This window comes from Pseudomonas sp. B21-015 (assembly GCF_024749285.1).
Classification (GTDB): domain Bacteria; phylum Pseudomonadota; class Gammaproteobacteria; order Pseudomonadales; family Pseudomonadaceae; genus Aquipseudomonas.
In genome coordinates, this window is the sequence record NZ_CP087196.1 from 3,228,058 (window position 1) to 3,242,541 (window position 14,484).

Sequence of the window (14,484 nt, forward strand, 5' to 3'; positions counted from 1 at the left end):
GGGTGACGGTGCCTAGTTATGTGGCAACAATTCAGCGATTTCACTAGCCCGCTGCGTCGGCAGTGAGATTACCGAGCTGCTGCCGCAAAAATGGGGACTTTTAAGTTGAAACGGCCTGATTCAATCCAGACGGCGACATAAATAAGCGTGGGTCTGATAAGGGAACTCAATGGTCTCACGCCCGCGCAGAGCCGGATGGGTCTGAATCAAAGTCATCAGTTGATCGGCCACCACCTCTTTCTCTTCGGATGGTAGAGCCGCGATGAAGCTCACTGACAGGAAGCGATCCAAGATGACAGACTTGGCGCTGCCTGAATGGATGTAATTAAAGCAGGTCAATTCGGGCTCCGAGAAGTAGCCTCTCTTGAACGGTAGTCGCCAGTCTCCAGTATGAAAGCGTGGGGTATCGCCTTCGTAGGGAGTGATGATTTTAGTGATGGCAGCCACCCAGTCCACTGACTCATCACGCACATTCCAGATTAGTCCGAGCCGGCCGTCCGGTTTGAGCACTCGGTGAATCTCACTGAGCGCTGTTTCATTCGCGAACCAGTGGAAGGCCTGGGCGCATATGAGCGCCTGCGCCGCTCCAGCCTCGAGGGGAATAGATTCGGCCGTTCCCTCCAGAATCTTAGCGTCCGGTAGATGCTTGGCAAACTCGATTCGCATAGCCTTGACCGGCTCGACGGCAATGACATCAATTTCCATTGAATCCAGCAGTCGAGTGAGCTTGCCGGTACCGGCTCCTAAATCAATAACCGTCGATCCAGGGCTGATGTCCAACGCATCTCTAAACCATATACGTATTTCGCTTGGATAGTCCGGGCGCCCCTGCGTATAGGTACTGGCTTCTGTTGAGAAACCTACCTGAGCAGCCTTATGAACAATTGTCATTTCCAGCGACCCTCTATGTGAATGAGCGATACACACATTATGCGGCGTGTTTAGATCATCACCCACATACGTCGTCACTGTCAGCAATCACACTGCATATCTTTGTCAGGCAACACGTGATTGGCGGACGCTTACAAAGCACCGTATCAGGACGCCGTAAAGGTATTTTCCATCGGCCAGCGCATTTCCAAATGTTCAGTCAAATAATTCATAAAAGCTTTGACCTTGGGTGTGATGGCGGCGCGCTCCTGGACGCATACATAAATATCGAGCGGTTCAGCGTAGGCATAAGTTGAAGCGTGGCGATGTTCAAACAGAGGAACGAGTTGGCCACTTTCGATATAGGGCGCCGCCACGAACTCCGCCAAACGGGTTATTCCCGCGCCGCGGATGGCCATTTGGGCTAGAGCGTCAATATCGTCGCTGATTGCGGTCGCATTGAGAGTAGCGTCGTAACGTTGCCCATCCCGGATAAAACCCCAACGTAGAAAGCGTCCGTCTAGCGGGTAGCGAAACGCTAGACAGGCATGGTGTTGGAGTTCTTCAGGATCGCGTGGCCAGCCGACTCGTTCCAAATAGATGGGTGACGCGCAGATGATAAAAGGGACTGAAACAATCTTGCGAGCGACGATCCCCTCTTCTAGTTGTGGTTTTATCCGCAGGCTCAGATCAATGCCTTCTTGAATATGATTAATTTTGCGATCTGTGGTTGAGAGTTCAAGTGTCAGGCGTGGGTAACGTGCAGCGAAGCCGGCGATTAGTGATGCCAACACATGCCGCCCGAAAGCGGAGGTAGAAGCGATGCACAGTCGCCCTTGGAATTGAGTCTGCGCGCTGGTGATCGCGCTTTGCGCCGATTCGAGATCACGCGCTATGCGTTTCACTTTTTCGTAGTACACCACGCCGTTTTCGGTTAACGCCATGCTACGCGTGGTGCGCTGGAGAAGGCGCGTACCTAGGTGGGTTTCCAAGCGATTTATGGTCTGGCTAATGGCTGCCGCACTGACGCCCAGGGTTTTGGCCGCGCCCACGATGGAGCCCGCTTCAACCACCTTGATAAAGCTAGCAATCGCCCCTAACAGGTTCATCTTTGTCCCAGCGAGAAGAGTCATTCATAAGATTTTGTTTATAAAGCAACCACTGCTAGCCGTCTAGTTGCTAATTTTTGATCTTGCTATGGTGTTCATCACCTATCAATCGAAGATCAAAAAGGTCTGATATGAATCCAAAAACATCCTCTAAAGCTCTATTTTTCAACCAGCGTAAGCTCTCGGTTCGCGCTACGCCTTATGTTTTCGCACTGTATATGGCCACAATCATGGCACTCTTGATGTCATTCGTGATCACTGCGGCAAATTCCGGTATTGAGATCGATTACCTAAGTAATGCGCTGCACGCCTATAAATTGGCCATGCCAGTGGCATTCCTGTGCATACTCGTCGTTCGCCCCATTGTGCTCAAACTGGTGTCTTTGACTGTACACCCACATCGTTAAGGGCGGCCGCTTGCGGCCCAATTGATGGGGCGTTGTGGACAACCCTATTGGGTCGACTGTTGCCGGCCGTCACAGGTCGGAATCGACCCAAAGCTGCCCTTCATGGAGGGCAGCAGTCGGCCAAAAGCGGACGGTTCCCGAAAAACATCATTGAAAGCATTTTGCTACTATGGGGCGCTCTTGCCCATTAGCGCGACGTAAACCTTAGGTTCTTCCATGTTCGACAGAAGCGACTTTGATCAACTCTCCAGTGAGCAACTGACTTTTTGGACAGCGCACAATCGTTGCCCCGGTCTCTATTACGTCGTTTATCCAGGAATCGCTTTTCGAAGCGAGGAATCTCAGCAGTGCATCAGGGTAACTCGTGCCCGCAAGCGGCAAGGGGAGAACGGATTAAATTTCTGGCTTTTCGCGGAATGGATGGATTGGCGGCCTGGAGGAGAAAGTTATTTCCCAGGATACGTTTCCGACGCTCAGTTTGAGGAAATCTCTGAAGCTGTTTTCAATCAGATGGTTGCGGATCAGGCGATCGGATTGATCGCTCCGCTCCAACAACCGCTGCATGAGTCGACCGGTTTTGTAGGAGCGCTATTGATGTACTCAATGAAAACGGAATTCATCGTTTCGCTGTTCGCAGAGTATGAAGATGAGTACATCCATTTCTATTGGGACACGACTTCATGAGCGGCAGCTAAGGGTCGATGACTGCCTGTCACCACCGGCAGCAATGGGCAGCTCTCTGCCGATCATGTTGACTAAGCGTGCTGGTAAAATCCGATGGAATCGGTGGTCAGATCCAATGCAAACGCCTGGTCAAGTGCAATGCAAACGAGTGGTCAGTACCGATGCAATCAGGTGGCCAAGTGGAGTGCAATTTCGCAAACAGATTCCTAGCAAATGTAAGCGTTCTGTCTAGCAGCAGCTTTGGCTGTAAGCGATGGAGGGCTCAGCGCTGCCGGGATTGAAATAAAGCTGTTCATCACGCGACCCAAAGTGTGGCTTAGGCGGACTAGCTTTAAGTAGTGGACGCGGGTCATGCGAGCTTGATGGCTCCGCCTTGGATATCGTCGCGCGCCATTCGCAAGTCATTGGCGTCTTGGTTGAGCCGGTGAATCATATTGAGCAACCGCTGACGTAGCACTTCGTCTTGGAGCTGCTCAGCAGCACGCATCACATCAAGCGCCGCTGCCTCATTGTGGGTGGCAACGGCGTCGAGCAGTTTGCGCATGCTTCTTGATGGTCGATTCATCTCCAACTCCCTGGATTTCAGTGACGCGAATCATATGGCCAGAATGCTTCGTCAGTATTTCAGCTGCACGAACTGGCTTGAATCACCGGCTCCGGCATCATTTGATGCTAGCTGGAGGGACAACCTGAGGGGGCGATTACGCTTGTAGCAACGTAAGCGGGTGGCGAATACATCTTTCGACCTTCAGACAAAGACGTTTGTGTCAGCGTAGGTAGATACATGCCATCAGGAAGGCGTATCCGTAAGGATCTTCATATGAGTGGCGTGATCATCATTTAATAGCTGGAAGCCGCAACTTACATAAAATGCGGCTCCGCTTGAGGTATCAGTGGAAAGACGTACAACACGAAATCGTCCAGCGGCGTATTCCAAAAGTTGGTTTACCAAGGATCTTCCAATGTTCTGCCCCCTAGATGACCCTGAGACATAAACCCTCCGTAACCTGCCGATGTCCTCCTGAGCATACGGGTCAATTGAAAGGCCTCCAACTCCCACCAAAGAACCGTCCAGATAGGCGGCCATGAGGCATTCGCCAGGTGCATCGAAGCGATTCTCTCCTGTATTCCATTCGGTGATCAGGCGTGTGAGGAATCTGAATCCCTCCAGGCTCGCCTCTTTTTCCAGCGCCAGAATCTGCTGGGGAAGCGCCATGACTTGCTTGATTTCTACCTGTTGCACTCGATGTCCTTGAATTGAAAGTATGTGGACTGCTAACGCACCTTATACTTACGAACGAAAGCGTTACCCCAAAATTAGTGCCTAATAATGTCCAAGGCTAGCGTGCAGCGGTAGGCTCAAATATTCAAACAGTTGGGTGCCATTGGTGCGGTAGCAGTTGATCGACCTCACTGGCTCGGTGTGTCGGTAGCCGCGTCAGCACATCTTTGAGATAGGCATACGGATCATGCCCATTCAGCCGCGCAGACTGGATCAAGCTCATGATCGCCGCCGCCCGCTTACCGCTGCGTAGCGACCCGGCGAACAACCAGTTCGAGCGTCCAGGTGCCCATGTAGTGGTCTAATGAAACCGGACACCCATTTAGGCGAGAATGCTCGCCAGATAGAGGTGTCTGATGACCAAACAACGTCGTTCCTTTTCCGCTGAATTCAAACGCGAGGCCGCAGGCCTCGTGCTCGATCAAGGCTATAGCCATATCGAAGCCAGCCGCTCGCTTGGGGTGGTCGAGTCCGCGTTGCGTCGCTGGGTTAATCAACTCCAGCAGGAGCGCAGCGGCGTGACTCCGCAGAGTAAGGCGCTGACGCCTGAGCAGCAGAAAATCCAGGAATTGGAAGCTCGAATCGCTCGCCTTGAACGGGAGAAATCCATTTTAAAAAAGGCTACCGCGCTCTTGATGTCGGAAGAGCACGAGCGCACGCGCTGATTGATCAACTGAGCCCCCAAGAGCCGGTTGATTGGCTTTGCGCAGTCTTTGATGTCACTCGTTCGTGTTACTACGCCCACCGCCTCAGGCGCCGAACTCCAGACGTTGAGCGGCTGCGGTTGCGCAGCCGGGTTAACGAACTGTTTACGCAAAGTCGAAGCGCCGCCGGTAGCCGCAGCATCGTGTCGATGATGCAGGAAGACGGCGAGCAAATTGGGCGGTTCAAGGTGCGAGGCCTGATGCGGGAACTGGAGTTGGTCAGCAAACAACCTGGATCACATGCCTACAAACAAGCGACGGTTGAACGGCCTGACATTCCGAACATCTTGAATCGAAAGTTTGATGTGCCGGCGCCGAATCAGGTCTGGTGTGGCGACATCACCTACATCTGGGCTCAAGGGAAATGGCATTACCTGGCTGTCGTTATGGATCTTTACGCGCGCCGAGTGGTGGGCTGGGCGCTGTCGAACAAGCCGGATGCGGATCTGGTCATCAAGGCGTTGGACATGGCTTACGAACAGCGTGGCAGGCCTCAAGGACTTCTGTTTCACTCGGATCAGGGCTCGCAATATGGCAGCCGCCAGTTTCGCCAACGGCTCTGGCGTTACCGCATGCGCCAGAGCATGAGCCGTCGTGGAAACTGTTGGGATAATGCGCCGATGGAGCGCGTTTTTCGCAGCTTGAAAACTGAATGGATACCGACCGTGGGCTACATGACGGCTCAAGAAGCGCATCGAGACATCAGTCATTATCTGATGCATCGGTACAACTGGATTCGACCGCACCAGTTCAACGATGGGCTGGCCCCAGCTCAGGCCGAGAAAAAACTTAACGTCGTGTCCGGGATTAGTTGACCACTACACCACGGCTCTGCTGCAGCCCAAATGAGCGAATTTACCCCTTATCTCGGCATAACCCCCAAGAGATCCAGCGGCTTGCCAAACGAAAAGTCAGGCACTAAGGTAGCGCCCTCTAACGACTGGCCCCGGACTTTGGGTGAGCGGTAGCGGCTACAGACAAAAAATCAGATGGCAGCGCACCCTCCTTTGGCGAGTACTTCATCGCACAAAGATAGCGCTGTCTCACTGTCAAGGTGCCTGAGACTCGATAGAGTTTTCCTTGAAAGTAACAATCACAAGAAAGAGGAAGCCCGTGATGACGAACGCTAGTGCTAGCGCGACTGTCACCAACAGTTTGGCAACACCCCACACCCAACGGATGAGCACCTACGTGTTCGCGCTGTTTTTCATCCTCGGCAGCATCACCAGCCTTAACGATGTCCTGGTGCCAAAACTCAAGCACCTCTTCAGCCTCAGCTATACCGAGGCCATGCTTGTGCAGTCGTCATTCTTTTTTGCCTATTTCATTTTCGCCATACCCGCAGGCCTGCTCATTTCGCGAATCGGCTACATGAGAGCGGCCGTCCTCGGGTTGCTGCTGATGGCTGGTGGATGCCTGCTCTTCATTCCTGCCACCCAGTCCGCATTGTTTCCAGCCTTCCTCGGCGCCCTCTTTGTGCTTGCGATTGGCGTGACAACCGTTCAGGTCGTTGCGAACCCGCTGCTTTCACTGCTCGGAACCGCCGCAATGGCCCCTAGCCGCCTCACACTCGGCCATGCGTTCAATTCGCTGGGAACCACGGTCGCACCCTACCTGGGTGCCATACTGATCCTGGGCTCCCTCAATGCGGTAGATACCTCCGCATTGTCGCCAGCAGAACTGACGTCCTTCCTGTCGCAGGAAGCCAGCGTGATCAGCAACACCTATGCAAGCATTACGCTCTTCATCTGCATCGTCGCCTTGATCGTCTGGCTGAAAAGAAATGAGCTGCAACCGTCAACAAGACCTGAACGTCTCAATCCACTCGCTGCGCTCGACCTTCTAAAGCAGCCGCGCTTTGCACTCGGCACCGTTTGCATATTTCTCTATGTCGGAGCCGAAGTCACGATTGGCAGTCTCATCACCGACTACCTCATGCTGCCGACAACCCTGGCCCTTCCCGCCGAAGCCGCAGGCAAGCATGTTGCCTTCTATTGGGGTGGCGCCCTGGTTGGCCGCTTTATCGGCTCGGCGCTGATGCGCACTTTCGCTCCCGGGAAACTGCTGGTCTTTGCCGCCACGGCAGTCATTGTGCTGTTGACGATCTCTGCCACCACACAAGGCGTTGTTGCCGGATGGTCGCTGCTGGCCGTCGGGCTGTTCAACTCCATCATGTTTCCGACGATCTTTACCCTTGCGACCGCAGGGCTCGGTCATCGCGCGGCAGAAGGTTCGGGCCTGTTCTGTTGCGCCATTGTTGGCGGGGCATTTATTCCGCCATTGACAGGGTATGCGGCCGACCTCTCGACGCTCGCGCTGGCGTTGAGCGTGCCAGCGACCTGTTATGCCGGCATCGCAATCTACGGTTGGTATGCCCGCGCTCCGAAGCACTAGCATTCCCTGGCGCGCGGCTAGCCCATTGGTCAGTCCCGGTAACGAGATAGGACGCTCAGACCGTGAGCAGGGCTCTCTTCATCCCAGGCCATTGGCTTCCAAGAAGGCGAAGTAGTCGTACAGACGACGTCCGTAGGCTTCCCAAGTCAGTTCTCAGACATCACCTCACGGCTGCGCCTGAAAAGTTGTGGGGTGGATTCAGCTCTTCGGTCGGTATGGCTTTCGACGCAGCGGGTAATCTCTATGTTGCGGAATGGAGCGCCGAACGTGTATCCAAGATCAGTCTGAGCGGCAAGCATTCGATCTTTCCAGAAGGTCTTCTCGAACCCTCTGGCATGGCGTGATGCCCGTGTGTATACAAATAAACAGGTGAGAAATATGATTAATATTCGTGAAGCTACTAAAGCCGACCTAGATGTTCTACGTGAAATCGGCTGTGAGACCTACCAAGAGCATTTTTCGGACATCTGGTCTCTCTCCGGCATGCAGGACTTCCTTAATCAAGACTTTTCCCCTAACTCGCTCGGCAAATCACTCGAATCCTCCGCTTGCCATTTGTGGCTTATAGCCTCAGACGAAAGCGGTAGGGTCGTAGGCTTTTCCAAAGTTAACTGGTCAACGCCTGCGCCTTTAACTGGCGAATTGGGCGCGGAGCTTCAAAAAATTTACTTTCTCAAATCCGAAGCAGGACGAGGTTATGGGAAACAACTCTTGCACTTCATTTGCAGCCGAGCGATAGAGCGCGGAGAACGCTTGCTGTGGCTTGACGTACTCAAGACCAACTCAAATGCGCGGCGATTCTATGAGGGTTTCGGTTTCCAAGAAATCGGTGAAATCCCTTTCAAAACTGACCTGGTTGAAATTGGAATGGTAGCAATGGCATGTGAACTTTCCCGATAGGCATATTCGATGACCTCCCTGTCGGTTGGTTGTCATAAGCGACAACGCGGAAAAAGCCAGATGACTTTACCGGACACTTACGACGATCGGGGGCTCAGGCAACGATATGCGCCGCTGTTGGTAGTTGGCTTCATGGCTGGCAAAAGCTATTTTCCTGGTAACTGTCCGGCCGATTCAGAAGAAAACTCACCGCGCAGCGCTCTCAGCCTAGGGGCAGGTAGCCAGAGGCCAACCGACGCGCGCTGCACGCAGGAGGCTGGCCTTAACAACCAAGCGGTGAAATGGGGCAATAACGAAGATGTAGGCCCGACCTAGACGGTTGTGGCACTGGACCACGGTTGAAACAACGAGTTGGCGACTGCCTTCTGGCTCTGCCTCTCCAGAACATAGGATCGATATCCGGAAGTCGAGGTGCTTGTCGTCCTCTCCCAACACGATTTCAGTCTGGTTCGTGCTGTAGACCTTGAAGATTCCAATCCGATTAGCAAGTGATGCCAAGTGTTTGGCTGTCTTGAGACCGAAACAGGCAACGATAGTGTCTCGGACTTTCATGAGCCATCCGATCCAGGATGGCTGGTGGGAAAAGATGAATCGAGCCAGCAAATCTGGATTGCTAGATGTGCCCGCAGGGAGCCGAATCGCAAAAGCATCCGCTAGGTTCATCGACTTGTAAAAGTGGGAGATGCCGGACCTCGAGGGGACTGGCACGGAGGTAATGAGCTCGAACTCTCTGGGCATCGGGGATCTCTCCTGAGATCTAACTACTAATTAGGCGGCATGCCATGTCACGTTTCTTGTTGCAATGGCTTGTCGTATGACACGCCTCGTCGCCCTGTCAGTGCTCTTCTAGTTTAGAAGTGACGGTTACCGACTTTCAAGCCGGACAGGGACAACCGCGCTCACTGCTCATTCCCAAGCACACGAGGTATCTGCATAGTGGAGGATGAGGTCCAGAGCCTCGCTGAGCGAGCATGGATTAACTGGATGTTGTTGAGGCGCCAACTTCTCCTTGTCGGATACTGAGCCCGATCAAGGCATCATAGAGCTCTTGCTGCCCAGCTGGCAGAACAGGGAGCAACGTCGCACGGCGCTTGTCGACATCGAACCAGGATTCAACCAACCATCCCACCAGATAGAGCGCCGAAAGGCATCCGCCAGCGGTTGCAACGTTCCCCTGGCATACAAGAGGCTGGTCCATGGGCTCAAGTCCCAGAGCTTGCAAGCCCGATCGTGCATCCGGGTGTGTAGTTGCCTGGCCGCTGAGCAGCCCAAGCCGTTCGAGAATGAAAGCTCCGGCGCATATGGAGCCGATTCGCTGGCGTCTGGAGTCAAGTTCAAACGACGGCAGGAAATCTGGGGCGGCAAGTGCAGCGGGTACCCCTTCCTTGCCGCTGACGAACAATACCGCGTCGGCACTATTGGCCTCGGAAAGCGGACCGTGCACCGAAACAGGCAGGCCGTGCGCCGATCGCACGATAGAGCTAGAACCCAATATTCGGACGTGCCAGTCCTCAGTGTTGCGGCCTAAAATGTCCCACATCAGGAATAGGTCGATATCAGTGAATTGGTCGAAAGCAACCAGAACGATTTTCTTCAAGGCGAGCTCCATGAAAAGTGCTGGCGTGCAAAACGCAACGGCCATCTTTGCTGGTGTTCGCAGCGTATCAATCGGTTGCGCACCATACACAGTCTGTATGGCGCTAAATATGGAGCGAAATAGCTGGTGAGAAAACTAACTCGTAACCATTGGATCGCGGCTGGTTTTGAGGCCCTCGACCAAATAGGGCATATTGGCGTTTCGGCCGAGAGTCTATCGCGCCGATTGAATGTGACCCGCGGATCGTTCTATCACCATTTCCGCAATCGCGAAGACTTTGTCCGCACCTTGCTGGCCGCTTGGGAAGAAGACTACACGGAGCGCATGCTCGCTTATGCGGCGCAGGGTCGTAGCGCGGGCGAAACCTTGAAACGCTACTTGAGTATTGCCGCTGAGAAACAACCTGGGCGGGAAGTTTCCATCCGAGCCTGGTCGCTGCACGATCCGTTGGTAGGCGAGTTCCAGCAGCGTGTTGACGCAAGACGACTGGACTTCGCGATACGGACGTGCCGCCGCTTGGTCCATATGCCAGGTGAAGCAGAAGTGATTGGTCAGGTGGCCCATCTGTGCCTGATTGGTGGTCAACAGGCAGGGCTGCGGCGTGATGCCGCTCGCTTCAACAGTCTCCTGCATCGAGCCTTTTCACTTTTCGAAAGGGCTCTTCCACCGTGGCGGGCCTAAGTCATGTGGAGCACGACCAATCATGGCCTTTTACACTTGTGGATCATGTGGAGCATTTCCTCCGGCTAGCACCGAAGATGAGACCTGAGATCGAGTTTTTTAAAGCACGCCAAAAATCCAACCTCAACGGCAGCTAAAATCTCGACAGCACTCAATTCCTTCACCGAATGGCTGCTTGAACGCCATTCCCTTCAAGGCAAGCCGCCTAGCTAACGCGATCTACCAATCTCCAGCTCTAGTGCACGCCATTGGTCTCCCACAGCACCATCCTCACCATCGACGGCAACCGTGACAGCACTACGGGCAAGATCGACGGTTGGTTCAACGGCTACATTCCCGGCGAAGCTGGCTACGACTCCAACGTTACCCTCGACAGCGTCGAGATCAAGGATTGCTCCGGGTACGGTTTCGACCCCCACGAGCAGACCGTCAACATGGTCATCAAGAACAGCGTGTCCCACGGCAACGGCCTGGACGGCTTCGTTGCTGACTTCCTCAGCAACAGCACCTTCGAAAACAACATCGCCTACGACAACGACCGCCACGGTTTCAACGTCGTCACCAGCACCCACGATTTCACCATGACCAATAACGTCGCCTACGGCAACGGCGGCAATGGCATCGTGGTGCAACGCGGCAGTGAGGACATCCCCTCCCCCACAAACATCACCATCACCGGTGGCGAGGTGTACAGCAACGGCGCCGACACCATGACCGGCGGCGATGGCAACGACACCTACTATGTCGACAACGCCGACGACGCCGTGATCGAGATCAACAGCAATGCGGTGTCTGGTGGGATCGACAGCGTGCACAGCAACCTGGCGGCCTACACCCTCGGCAACAACGTCGAGCGTCTGTATATCGATAGCACTGGCGCCGCCAATGGTACGGGCAACGCGCTGGACAACACGCTGTTCGCCGCAGTCGACGCCTTCACCTTCATCGGCAGCAGCGCCTTCGACCCTGCCAACGCCACCGGCCAACTGCGCTTTGCCGATGGCATTCTCTACGGCAGTGTCGATGCCGACGCCACCCCCGAGTTCGAAATCCAATTGGTGGGCGTCCAGGAGCTGCACACCAGCGATTTCACAGCCTGAGTCAAGCTCGCCCACAGGGGATTTGCAGTGCCCGAAAGATCAAAGACCAACACAGACAAAGTCGGGGTATAGATGTGTCAGGGCGGAACTTGGACCAAAACCACCGCCGCCCTTCCCATCATTTACCCCAAGGAATGAGCAAGAGCGTGATGAACTGCTACACAACTTTCTAGGTGGGACTATAGATCGTTTGCTGGAAACGGGGCGCAAACGTTATCCAGCCTTACCCTGTAAAGTAGTGGTAGACGTCTGACTGATTTTCTCCTCACACCATAGAGGTAACGCAGCATGAACCGACCGTCTGGCGCCGATACTGGACCAAGCGGTATGGCAAGTTCTGAGCACTGACTTACACTGCGATACACCAATGCGAACAGAATAACTGTTCAACGCATCGATAAATCCCACGGCAATCCGGGCATCACGTAATGATCTGGGTGAAGCCAACATGAAAACGGTCACGGCCCTTTTCACCTGTCTACTCGCTGCCAGCGTGTGCGCGGCGGCGAGCACCTGTGTCAAGGCTGCGCCAACCTTCAAGACCAGCTTCGATTGTGCCGAGACAAAGGCGTCCGTCGAAAAGCTGATCTGTCGCGATCCGCAACTGGCGCAGATGGATATCGAACTGACGCGTCTTTATCGCCTCGCGCTCACGGATGAGCATTCAGTGCCGCGTCCAGACAAGGTCATGATCGACCAGCAGTTCTGGATCGATGCCCGCAATCAATGTGCCTCCGAGCCTGCGCCCAAGGCGTGCACGATCCGCAGTTATGCCGAGCGCGCGCACCAGCTGCGCCAAGGCTCGGCCATTGTGAGAACCAAGGACCCAGACAGACTCACCGAAGGCCCATTGGCTTTTCGTTGTACAGGGCTTAACTCGCTGATTGCCGCTACCTTCTTTACCACGCAGCCTGGTGTCGTGTACCTGAAATGGGCAAATACCTCGATCGTCCTGAGCCAGGAACAGAGTGATTCGGGAACCCGATACACCGGCAAGGATTACCAGGGGAACTACAGCTTCTGGCAAGACGGCAACGTGGTCCTTTTCCAGAAGCCAGGCTCAGGGCAAATGAGTTGTACGGCCGAGCCGGTCGGCTGAGTTCTCTGGCTGGACGCTTCAGCACGCCGGCTTACTGCTTTGTCCGCCCCGGAATGGCGATACGACTGGTCGTTTTGACCTCACGCAACGCAAGACTTGATTGGATAGACGCTATACCGAGCTGTCGCCTCAATACGCTCTCGACAAAGTCACTGTAACTCACCTGGTCGACCATCCTGGCGTCCTACATCGCTTATCGCAAAGCAAGACCCGATCTTCATGCACAATCTCGGTACAAAATGCCTGGTGGCGTGCCGATGGCGTGGTTCTCCCTCGCATTCCTTGCATTTGTGCTGTGCCTGCTTGCCCTTCGGCCAGACACCCGCCTTGCACTGTGCGTGATGCCCGCATGGTTCATTTGGTTGGCAATCGCCTACCAATTCTCACATTTCAGGAGCAGGAACCAGGCCAGCCACGCGGCCGGGCAACACAGCTGAAGTCAATGCATGGCCATGGATTGGCCATAGCTCCATTGCCCACCAGAACCCGCACGCAAAAAAAAGCCCCGCGACCGAATGAGGCACGGGGCAAAAAATTGGTTGGTTGCGGCCAACCAAAGGAGCATTTTTAAAAGCGGTTACAGGCATTCCTGCGCGGCACGTTCGAAACTCGAAGGCATGAAGTTCGACGCCAGCAAGTGGCGCTCATACAAAAACACCTTGCCGCCGTTCGGGGCTTTGTAGGCTTCCAGAACGTTGTCCGCGGCGACTTTGCTCGGCACCACGATCCGGTAGCCGCGTTGGGTTTGCGAGACGGTCGGGCTCAGTGCGCTGCCTTGCAACTTCGGCACCACGCAATCAGCGTACTCGGCAGGCGTTTTTTTCGTCTGCAAGGTCAGCGTCGGGTTGTTCGGCGCGGAGGCGCAACCAGAGAGCAGCAAGGTGGCGAAAGCCATGGCAGGAACAAATAAAGGGCGCATCGGTGAAGTCCTGAAATAAAAGTCTGTTTCGTTGAGCAACGGTTCGGCGTCACGGTCGCTGTCGTTGCGGTTATGGTTTTGGTGTCTAGCCAGCGGTCACCAGGGCCTTGAGTGAGTGATCGAACTGCTTCAAGGCGCTTAGTTGCAGGTCGCGTTGCTGGTCAATCTGAGCGGCAATCTCGGCTGCAGCTCTGCTGTGTACCCAGACCGAAGGCATTTGTTTCTCGACGGCGCCTTCGGCCTTGCCGATGTATCGCAGGTTGGCGTCGTAGAACCGCGCGGCGAAACGGGCCTCGACCTGACTGTTGCGTTGGGTCAGCAGGCGGTTATGCGTATCGAGCATCACCACCACGTCCGGATGGGCCCGCACCAGTGCATCGAGGTTGTCGTAGACCGTGACGGACAGGAACTGCTGCTGCAACGAGTTCATCAGCCAGTCAATTGCCAGCTCCGGGTCGGAGCTGTTGATGAACGCGTCACGAATCCGCGCATCCAGCGCATCGCGCGCGCCGTTCACCGCCACATCGTGGTAACGCTCAAGGTATTGCAGGTTGTCCTGGGTGTTTTCGCTGTACAGCACACCCACGGTTTGCGAATGCTGCAACCCGGTGCTGGCGCCGGCGATGGGCAGAAAATGGCACGATTGGGCGTCGTCTGCGCAGGCAGTTGCAGCAGTAGCAACCCCGCCCATCAACAGGGCGACAATTGCCAGTCGGGTCAATGTCTTCATCGCGCAAA

15 protein-coding genes and 5 pseudogenes are annotated in these 14,484 nt (G+C 54.8%); 9 read left to right on the forward strand and 11 right to left on the reverse strand.

The features are described from left to right. Positions 1-120 precede the first annotated feature (120 nt). Together LOY38_RS14355 and LOY38_RS14360 are read right to left on the reverse strand one after the other, a co-directional pair. Entirely contained in the window at positions 121-891 is a 771-nt protein-coding gene (locus tag LOY38_RS14355; protein ID WP_258700591.1) for a class I SAM-dependent methyltransferase, read from the reverse strand. A gap of 146 nt (positions 892-1,037) precedes the next feature. Further along, the gene (locus LOY38_RS14360) at positions 1,038-1,979 is read right to left on the reverse strand and encodes a LysR family transcriptional regulator (protein WP_258700728.1); all 942 of its coding nucleotides are present in this window, start codon (positions 1,977-1,979) and stop codon (positions 1,038-1,040) included. A gap of 131 nt (positions 1,980-2,110) precedes the next feature. Here LOY38_RS14360 and LOY38_RS14365 point away from each other — a divergent pair, with 131 nt between their 5' ends. After that, entirely contained in the window at positions 2,111-2,386 is a 276-nt protein-coding gene (locus tag LOY38_RS14365) for a DUF2798 domain-containing protein (RefSeq protein WP_258700592.1), read from the forward strand. 216 nt (positions 2,387-2,602) lie between these two features. Continuing rightward, positions 2,603-3,070, forward strand: coding sequence for a hypothetical protein (locus LOY38_RS14370; RefSeq protein WP_258700593.1), 468 nt, complete (start codon positions 2,603-2,605; stop codon positions 3,068-3,070). Between the two features lie 349 nt (positions 3,071-3,419). Here the strand turns inward: LOY38_RS14370 and LOY38_RS14375 are convergent, their stop codons facing one another. From LOY38_RS14375 to LOY38_RS14385, 3 genes and pseudogenes are all read right to left on the reverse strand, one after another. Next, positions 3,420-3,635, reverse strand: a complete 216-nt coding sequence (locus LOY38_RS14375; protein ID WP_258700594.1) for a hypothetical protein — start codon at positions 3,633-3,635, stop codon at positions 3,420-3,422. A 225-nt stretch (positions 3,636-3,860) separates the two neighbouring features. Then, complete coding sequence (locus LOY38_RS14380; protein WP_258700595.1) at positions 3,861-4,313, reverse strand: GNAT family N-acetyltransferase; 453 nt, start codon at positions 4,311-4,313, stop codon at positions 3,861-3,863. Between the two features lie 124 nt (positions 4,314-4,437). Next, positions 4,438-4,644, reverse strand: a pseudogene (locus tag LOY38_RS14385) (transposase domain-containing protein); the annotation flags it as partial. Between the two features lie 64 nt (positions 4,645-4,708). Between LOY38_RS14385 and LOY38_RS14390 the strand changes: the two are divergent. After that, a protein-coding gene (locus LOY38_RS14390) for an IS3 family transposase (RefSeq protein ID WP_258696306.1) occupies positions 4,709-5,871 on the forward strand; the annotation gives its coding sequence in 2 pieces (ribosomal slippage) (positions 4,709-4,964 and positions 4,964-5,871; 1,164 coding nt in all). A 301-nt stretch (positions 5,872-6,172) separates the two neighbouring features. Continuing rightward, positions 6,173-7,450, forward strand: a complete 1,278-nt coding sequence (locus LOY38_RS14395) for a sugar MFS transporter (RefSeq protein ID WP_258700596.1) — start codon at positions 6,173-6,175, stop codon at positions 7,448-7,450. Positions 7,451-7,482: 32 nt separating this feature from the next. Here the strand turns inward: LOY38_RS14395 and LOY38_RS30195 are convergent. Next, positions 7,483-7,600: pseudogene (locus LOY38_RS30195) on the reverse strand (site-specific integrase); the annotation flags it as partial. A 228-nt stretch (positions 7,601-7,828) separates the two neighbouring features. Here LOY38_RS30195 and LOY38_RS14400 point away from each other — a divergent pair. Continuing rightward, positions 7,829-8,350 carry a GNAT family N-acetyltransferase gene (locus LOY38_RS14400; RefSeq protein WP_258700597.1) on the forward strand — a complete coding sequence of 174 codons (522 nt, stop codon included), beginning with the start codon at positions 7,829-7,831 and terminating at the stop codon, positions 8,348-8,350. Positions 8,351-8,557: 207 nt separating this feature from the next. Here the strand turns inward: LOY38_RS14400 and LOY38_RS14405 are convergent, their stop codons facing one another. After that, positions 8,558-9,088, reverse strand: coding sequence for a DUF2867 domain-containing protein (locus LOY38_RS14405; protein ID WP_309475879.1), 531 nt, complete (start codon positions 9,086-9,088; stop codon positions 8,558-8,560). 238 nt (positions 9,089-9,326) lie between these two features. Then, entirely contained in the window at positions 9,327-9,947 is a 621-nt protein-coding gene (locus LOY38_RS14410; protein ID WP_258700598.1) for a DJ-1/PfpI family protein, read from the reverse strand. 126 nt (positions 9,948-10,073) lie between these two features. Between LOY38_RS14410 and LOY38_RS14415 the strand changes: the two genes are divergently transcribed. The 3 genes and pseudogenes from LOY38_RS14415 (at position 10,074) to LOY38_RS14425 (ending at position 12,827) form a co-directional block, all read left to right on the forward strand. After that, a complete protein-coding gene (locus LOY38_RS14415; protein ID WP_258700599.1) occupies positions 10,074-10,628 on the forward strand; it encodes a TetR/AcrR family transcriptional regulator in 555 nt (184 codons plus the stop codon). Between the two features lie 269 nt (positions 10,629-10,897). Beyond that, positions 10,898-11,332: pseudogene (locus tag LOY38_RS14420) on the forward strand (right-handed parallel beta-helix repeat-containing protein); the annotation flags it as partial. A gap of 844 nt (positions 11,333-12,176) precedes the next feature. Continuing rightward, positions 12,177-12,827 (forward strand): MliC family protein, encoded by a 651-nt coding sequence (locus LOY38_RS14425; RefSeq protein WP_258700600.1) that lies wholly within the window; start codon positions 12,177-12,179, stop codon positions 12,825-12,827. Positions 12,828-12,858: 31 nt separating this feature from the next. Here LOY38_RS14425 and LOY38_RS14430 read toward each other — a convergent pair. Next, positions 12,859-12,996, reverse strand: a pseudogene (locus LOY38_RS14430) (Lrp/AsnC family transcriptional regulator); the annotation flags it as partial. On the opposite strand from LOY38_RS14430, the pseudogene LOY38_RS14435 reads away from it, so the two are divergent. Next, positions 12,989-13,264, forward strand: a pseudogene (locus LOY38_RS14435) (amino acid transporter); the annotation flags it as partial. The pseudogenes LOY38_RS14430 and LOY38_RS14435 overlap by 8 nt on opposite strands. A gap of 140 nt (positions 13,265-13,404) precedes the next feature. On the opposite strand, the gene LOY38_RS14440 reads toward LOY38_RS14435, so the two are convergent. Together LOY38_RS14440 and LOY38_RS14445 are read right to left on the reverse strand one after the other, a co-directional pair. Continuing rightward, entirely contained in the window at positions 13,405-13,746 is a 342-nt protein-coding gene (locus tag LOY38_RS14440) for a hypothetical protein (RefSeq protein WP_258700601.1), read from the reverse strand. An 85-nt stretch (positions 13,747-13,831) separates the two neighbouring features. Further along, positions 13,832-14,476 (reverse strand): ATPase, encoded by a 645-nt coding sequence (locus LOY38_RS14445; RefSeq protein ID WP_258700602.1) that lies wholly within the window; start codon positions 14,474-14,476, stop codon positions 13,832-13,834. Positions 14,477-14,484 lie beyond the last annotated feature (8 nt).

What these genes read in the sequence shown, in the direction of transcription:
- LOY38_RS14445 (WP_258700602.1), bottom strand. Translation starts at nt 14,476, where the DNA reads ATGAAGACATTGACCCGACTGGCAATTGTCGCCCTGTTGATGGGCGGG.
- LOY38_RS14425 (WP_258700600.1), top strand. Translation starts at nt 12,177, where the DNA reads ATGAAAACGGTCACGGCCCTTTTCACCTGTCTACTCGCTGCCAGCGTG.
- LOY38_RS14365 (WP_258700592.1), top strand. Translation starts at nt 2,111, where the DNA reads ATGAATCCAAAAACATCCTCTAAAGCTCTATTTTTCAACCAGCGTAAG.
- LOY38_RS14395 (WP_258700596.1), top strand. Translation starts at nt 6,173, where the DNA reads ATGACGAACGCTAGTGCTAGCGCGACTGTCACCAACAGTTTGGCAACA.
- LOY38_RS14355 (WP_258700591.1), bottom strand. Translation starts at nt 891, where the DNA reads ATGACAATTGTTCATAAGGCTGCTCAGGTAGGTTTCTCAACAGAAGCC.
- LOY38_RS14360 (WP_258700728.1), bottom strand. Translation starts at nt 1,979, where the DNA reads ATGAACCTGTTAGGGGCGATTGCTAGCTTTATCAAGGTGGTTGAAGCG.
- LOY38_RS14400 (WP_258700597.1), top strand. Translation starts at nt 7,829, where the DNA reads ATGATTAATATTCGTGAAGCTACTAAAGCCGACCTAGATGTTCTACGT.
- LOY38_RS14440 (WP_258700601.1), bottom strand. Translation starts at nt 13,746, where the DNA reads ATGCGCCCTTTATTTGTTCCTGCCATGGCTTTCGCCACCTTGCTGCTC.
- LOY38_RS14375 (WP_258700594.1), bottom strand. Translation starts at nt 3,635, where the DNA reads ATGAATCGACCATCAAGAAGCATGCGCAAACTGCTCGACGCCGTTGCC.
- LOY38_RS14370 (WP_258700593.1), top strand. Translation starts at nt 2,603, where the DNA reads ATGTTCGACAGAAGCGACTTTGATCAACTCTCCAGTGAGCAACTGACT.
- LOY38_RS14405 (WP_309475879.1), bottom strand. Translation starts at nt 9,088, where the DNA reads ATGCCCAGAGAGTTCGAGCTCATTACCTCCGTGCCAGTCCCCTCGAGG.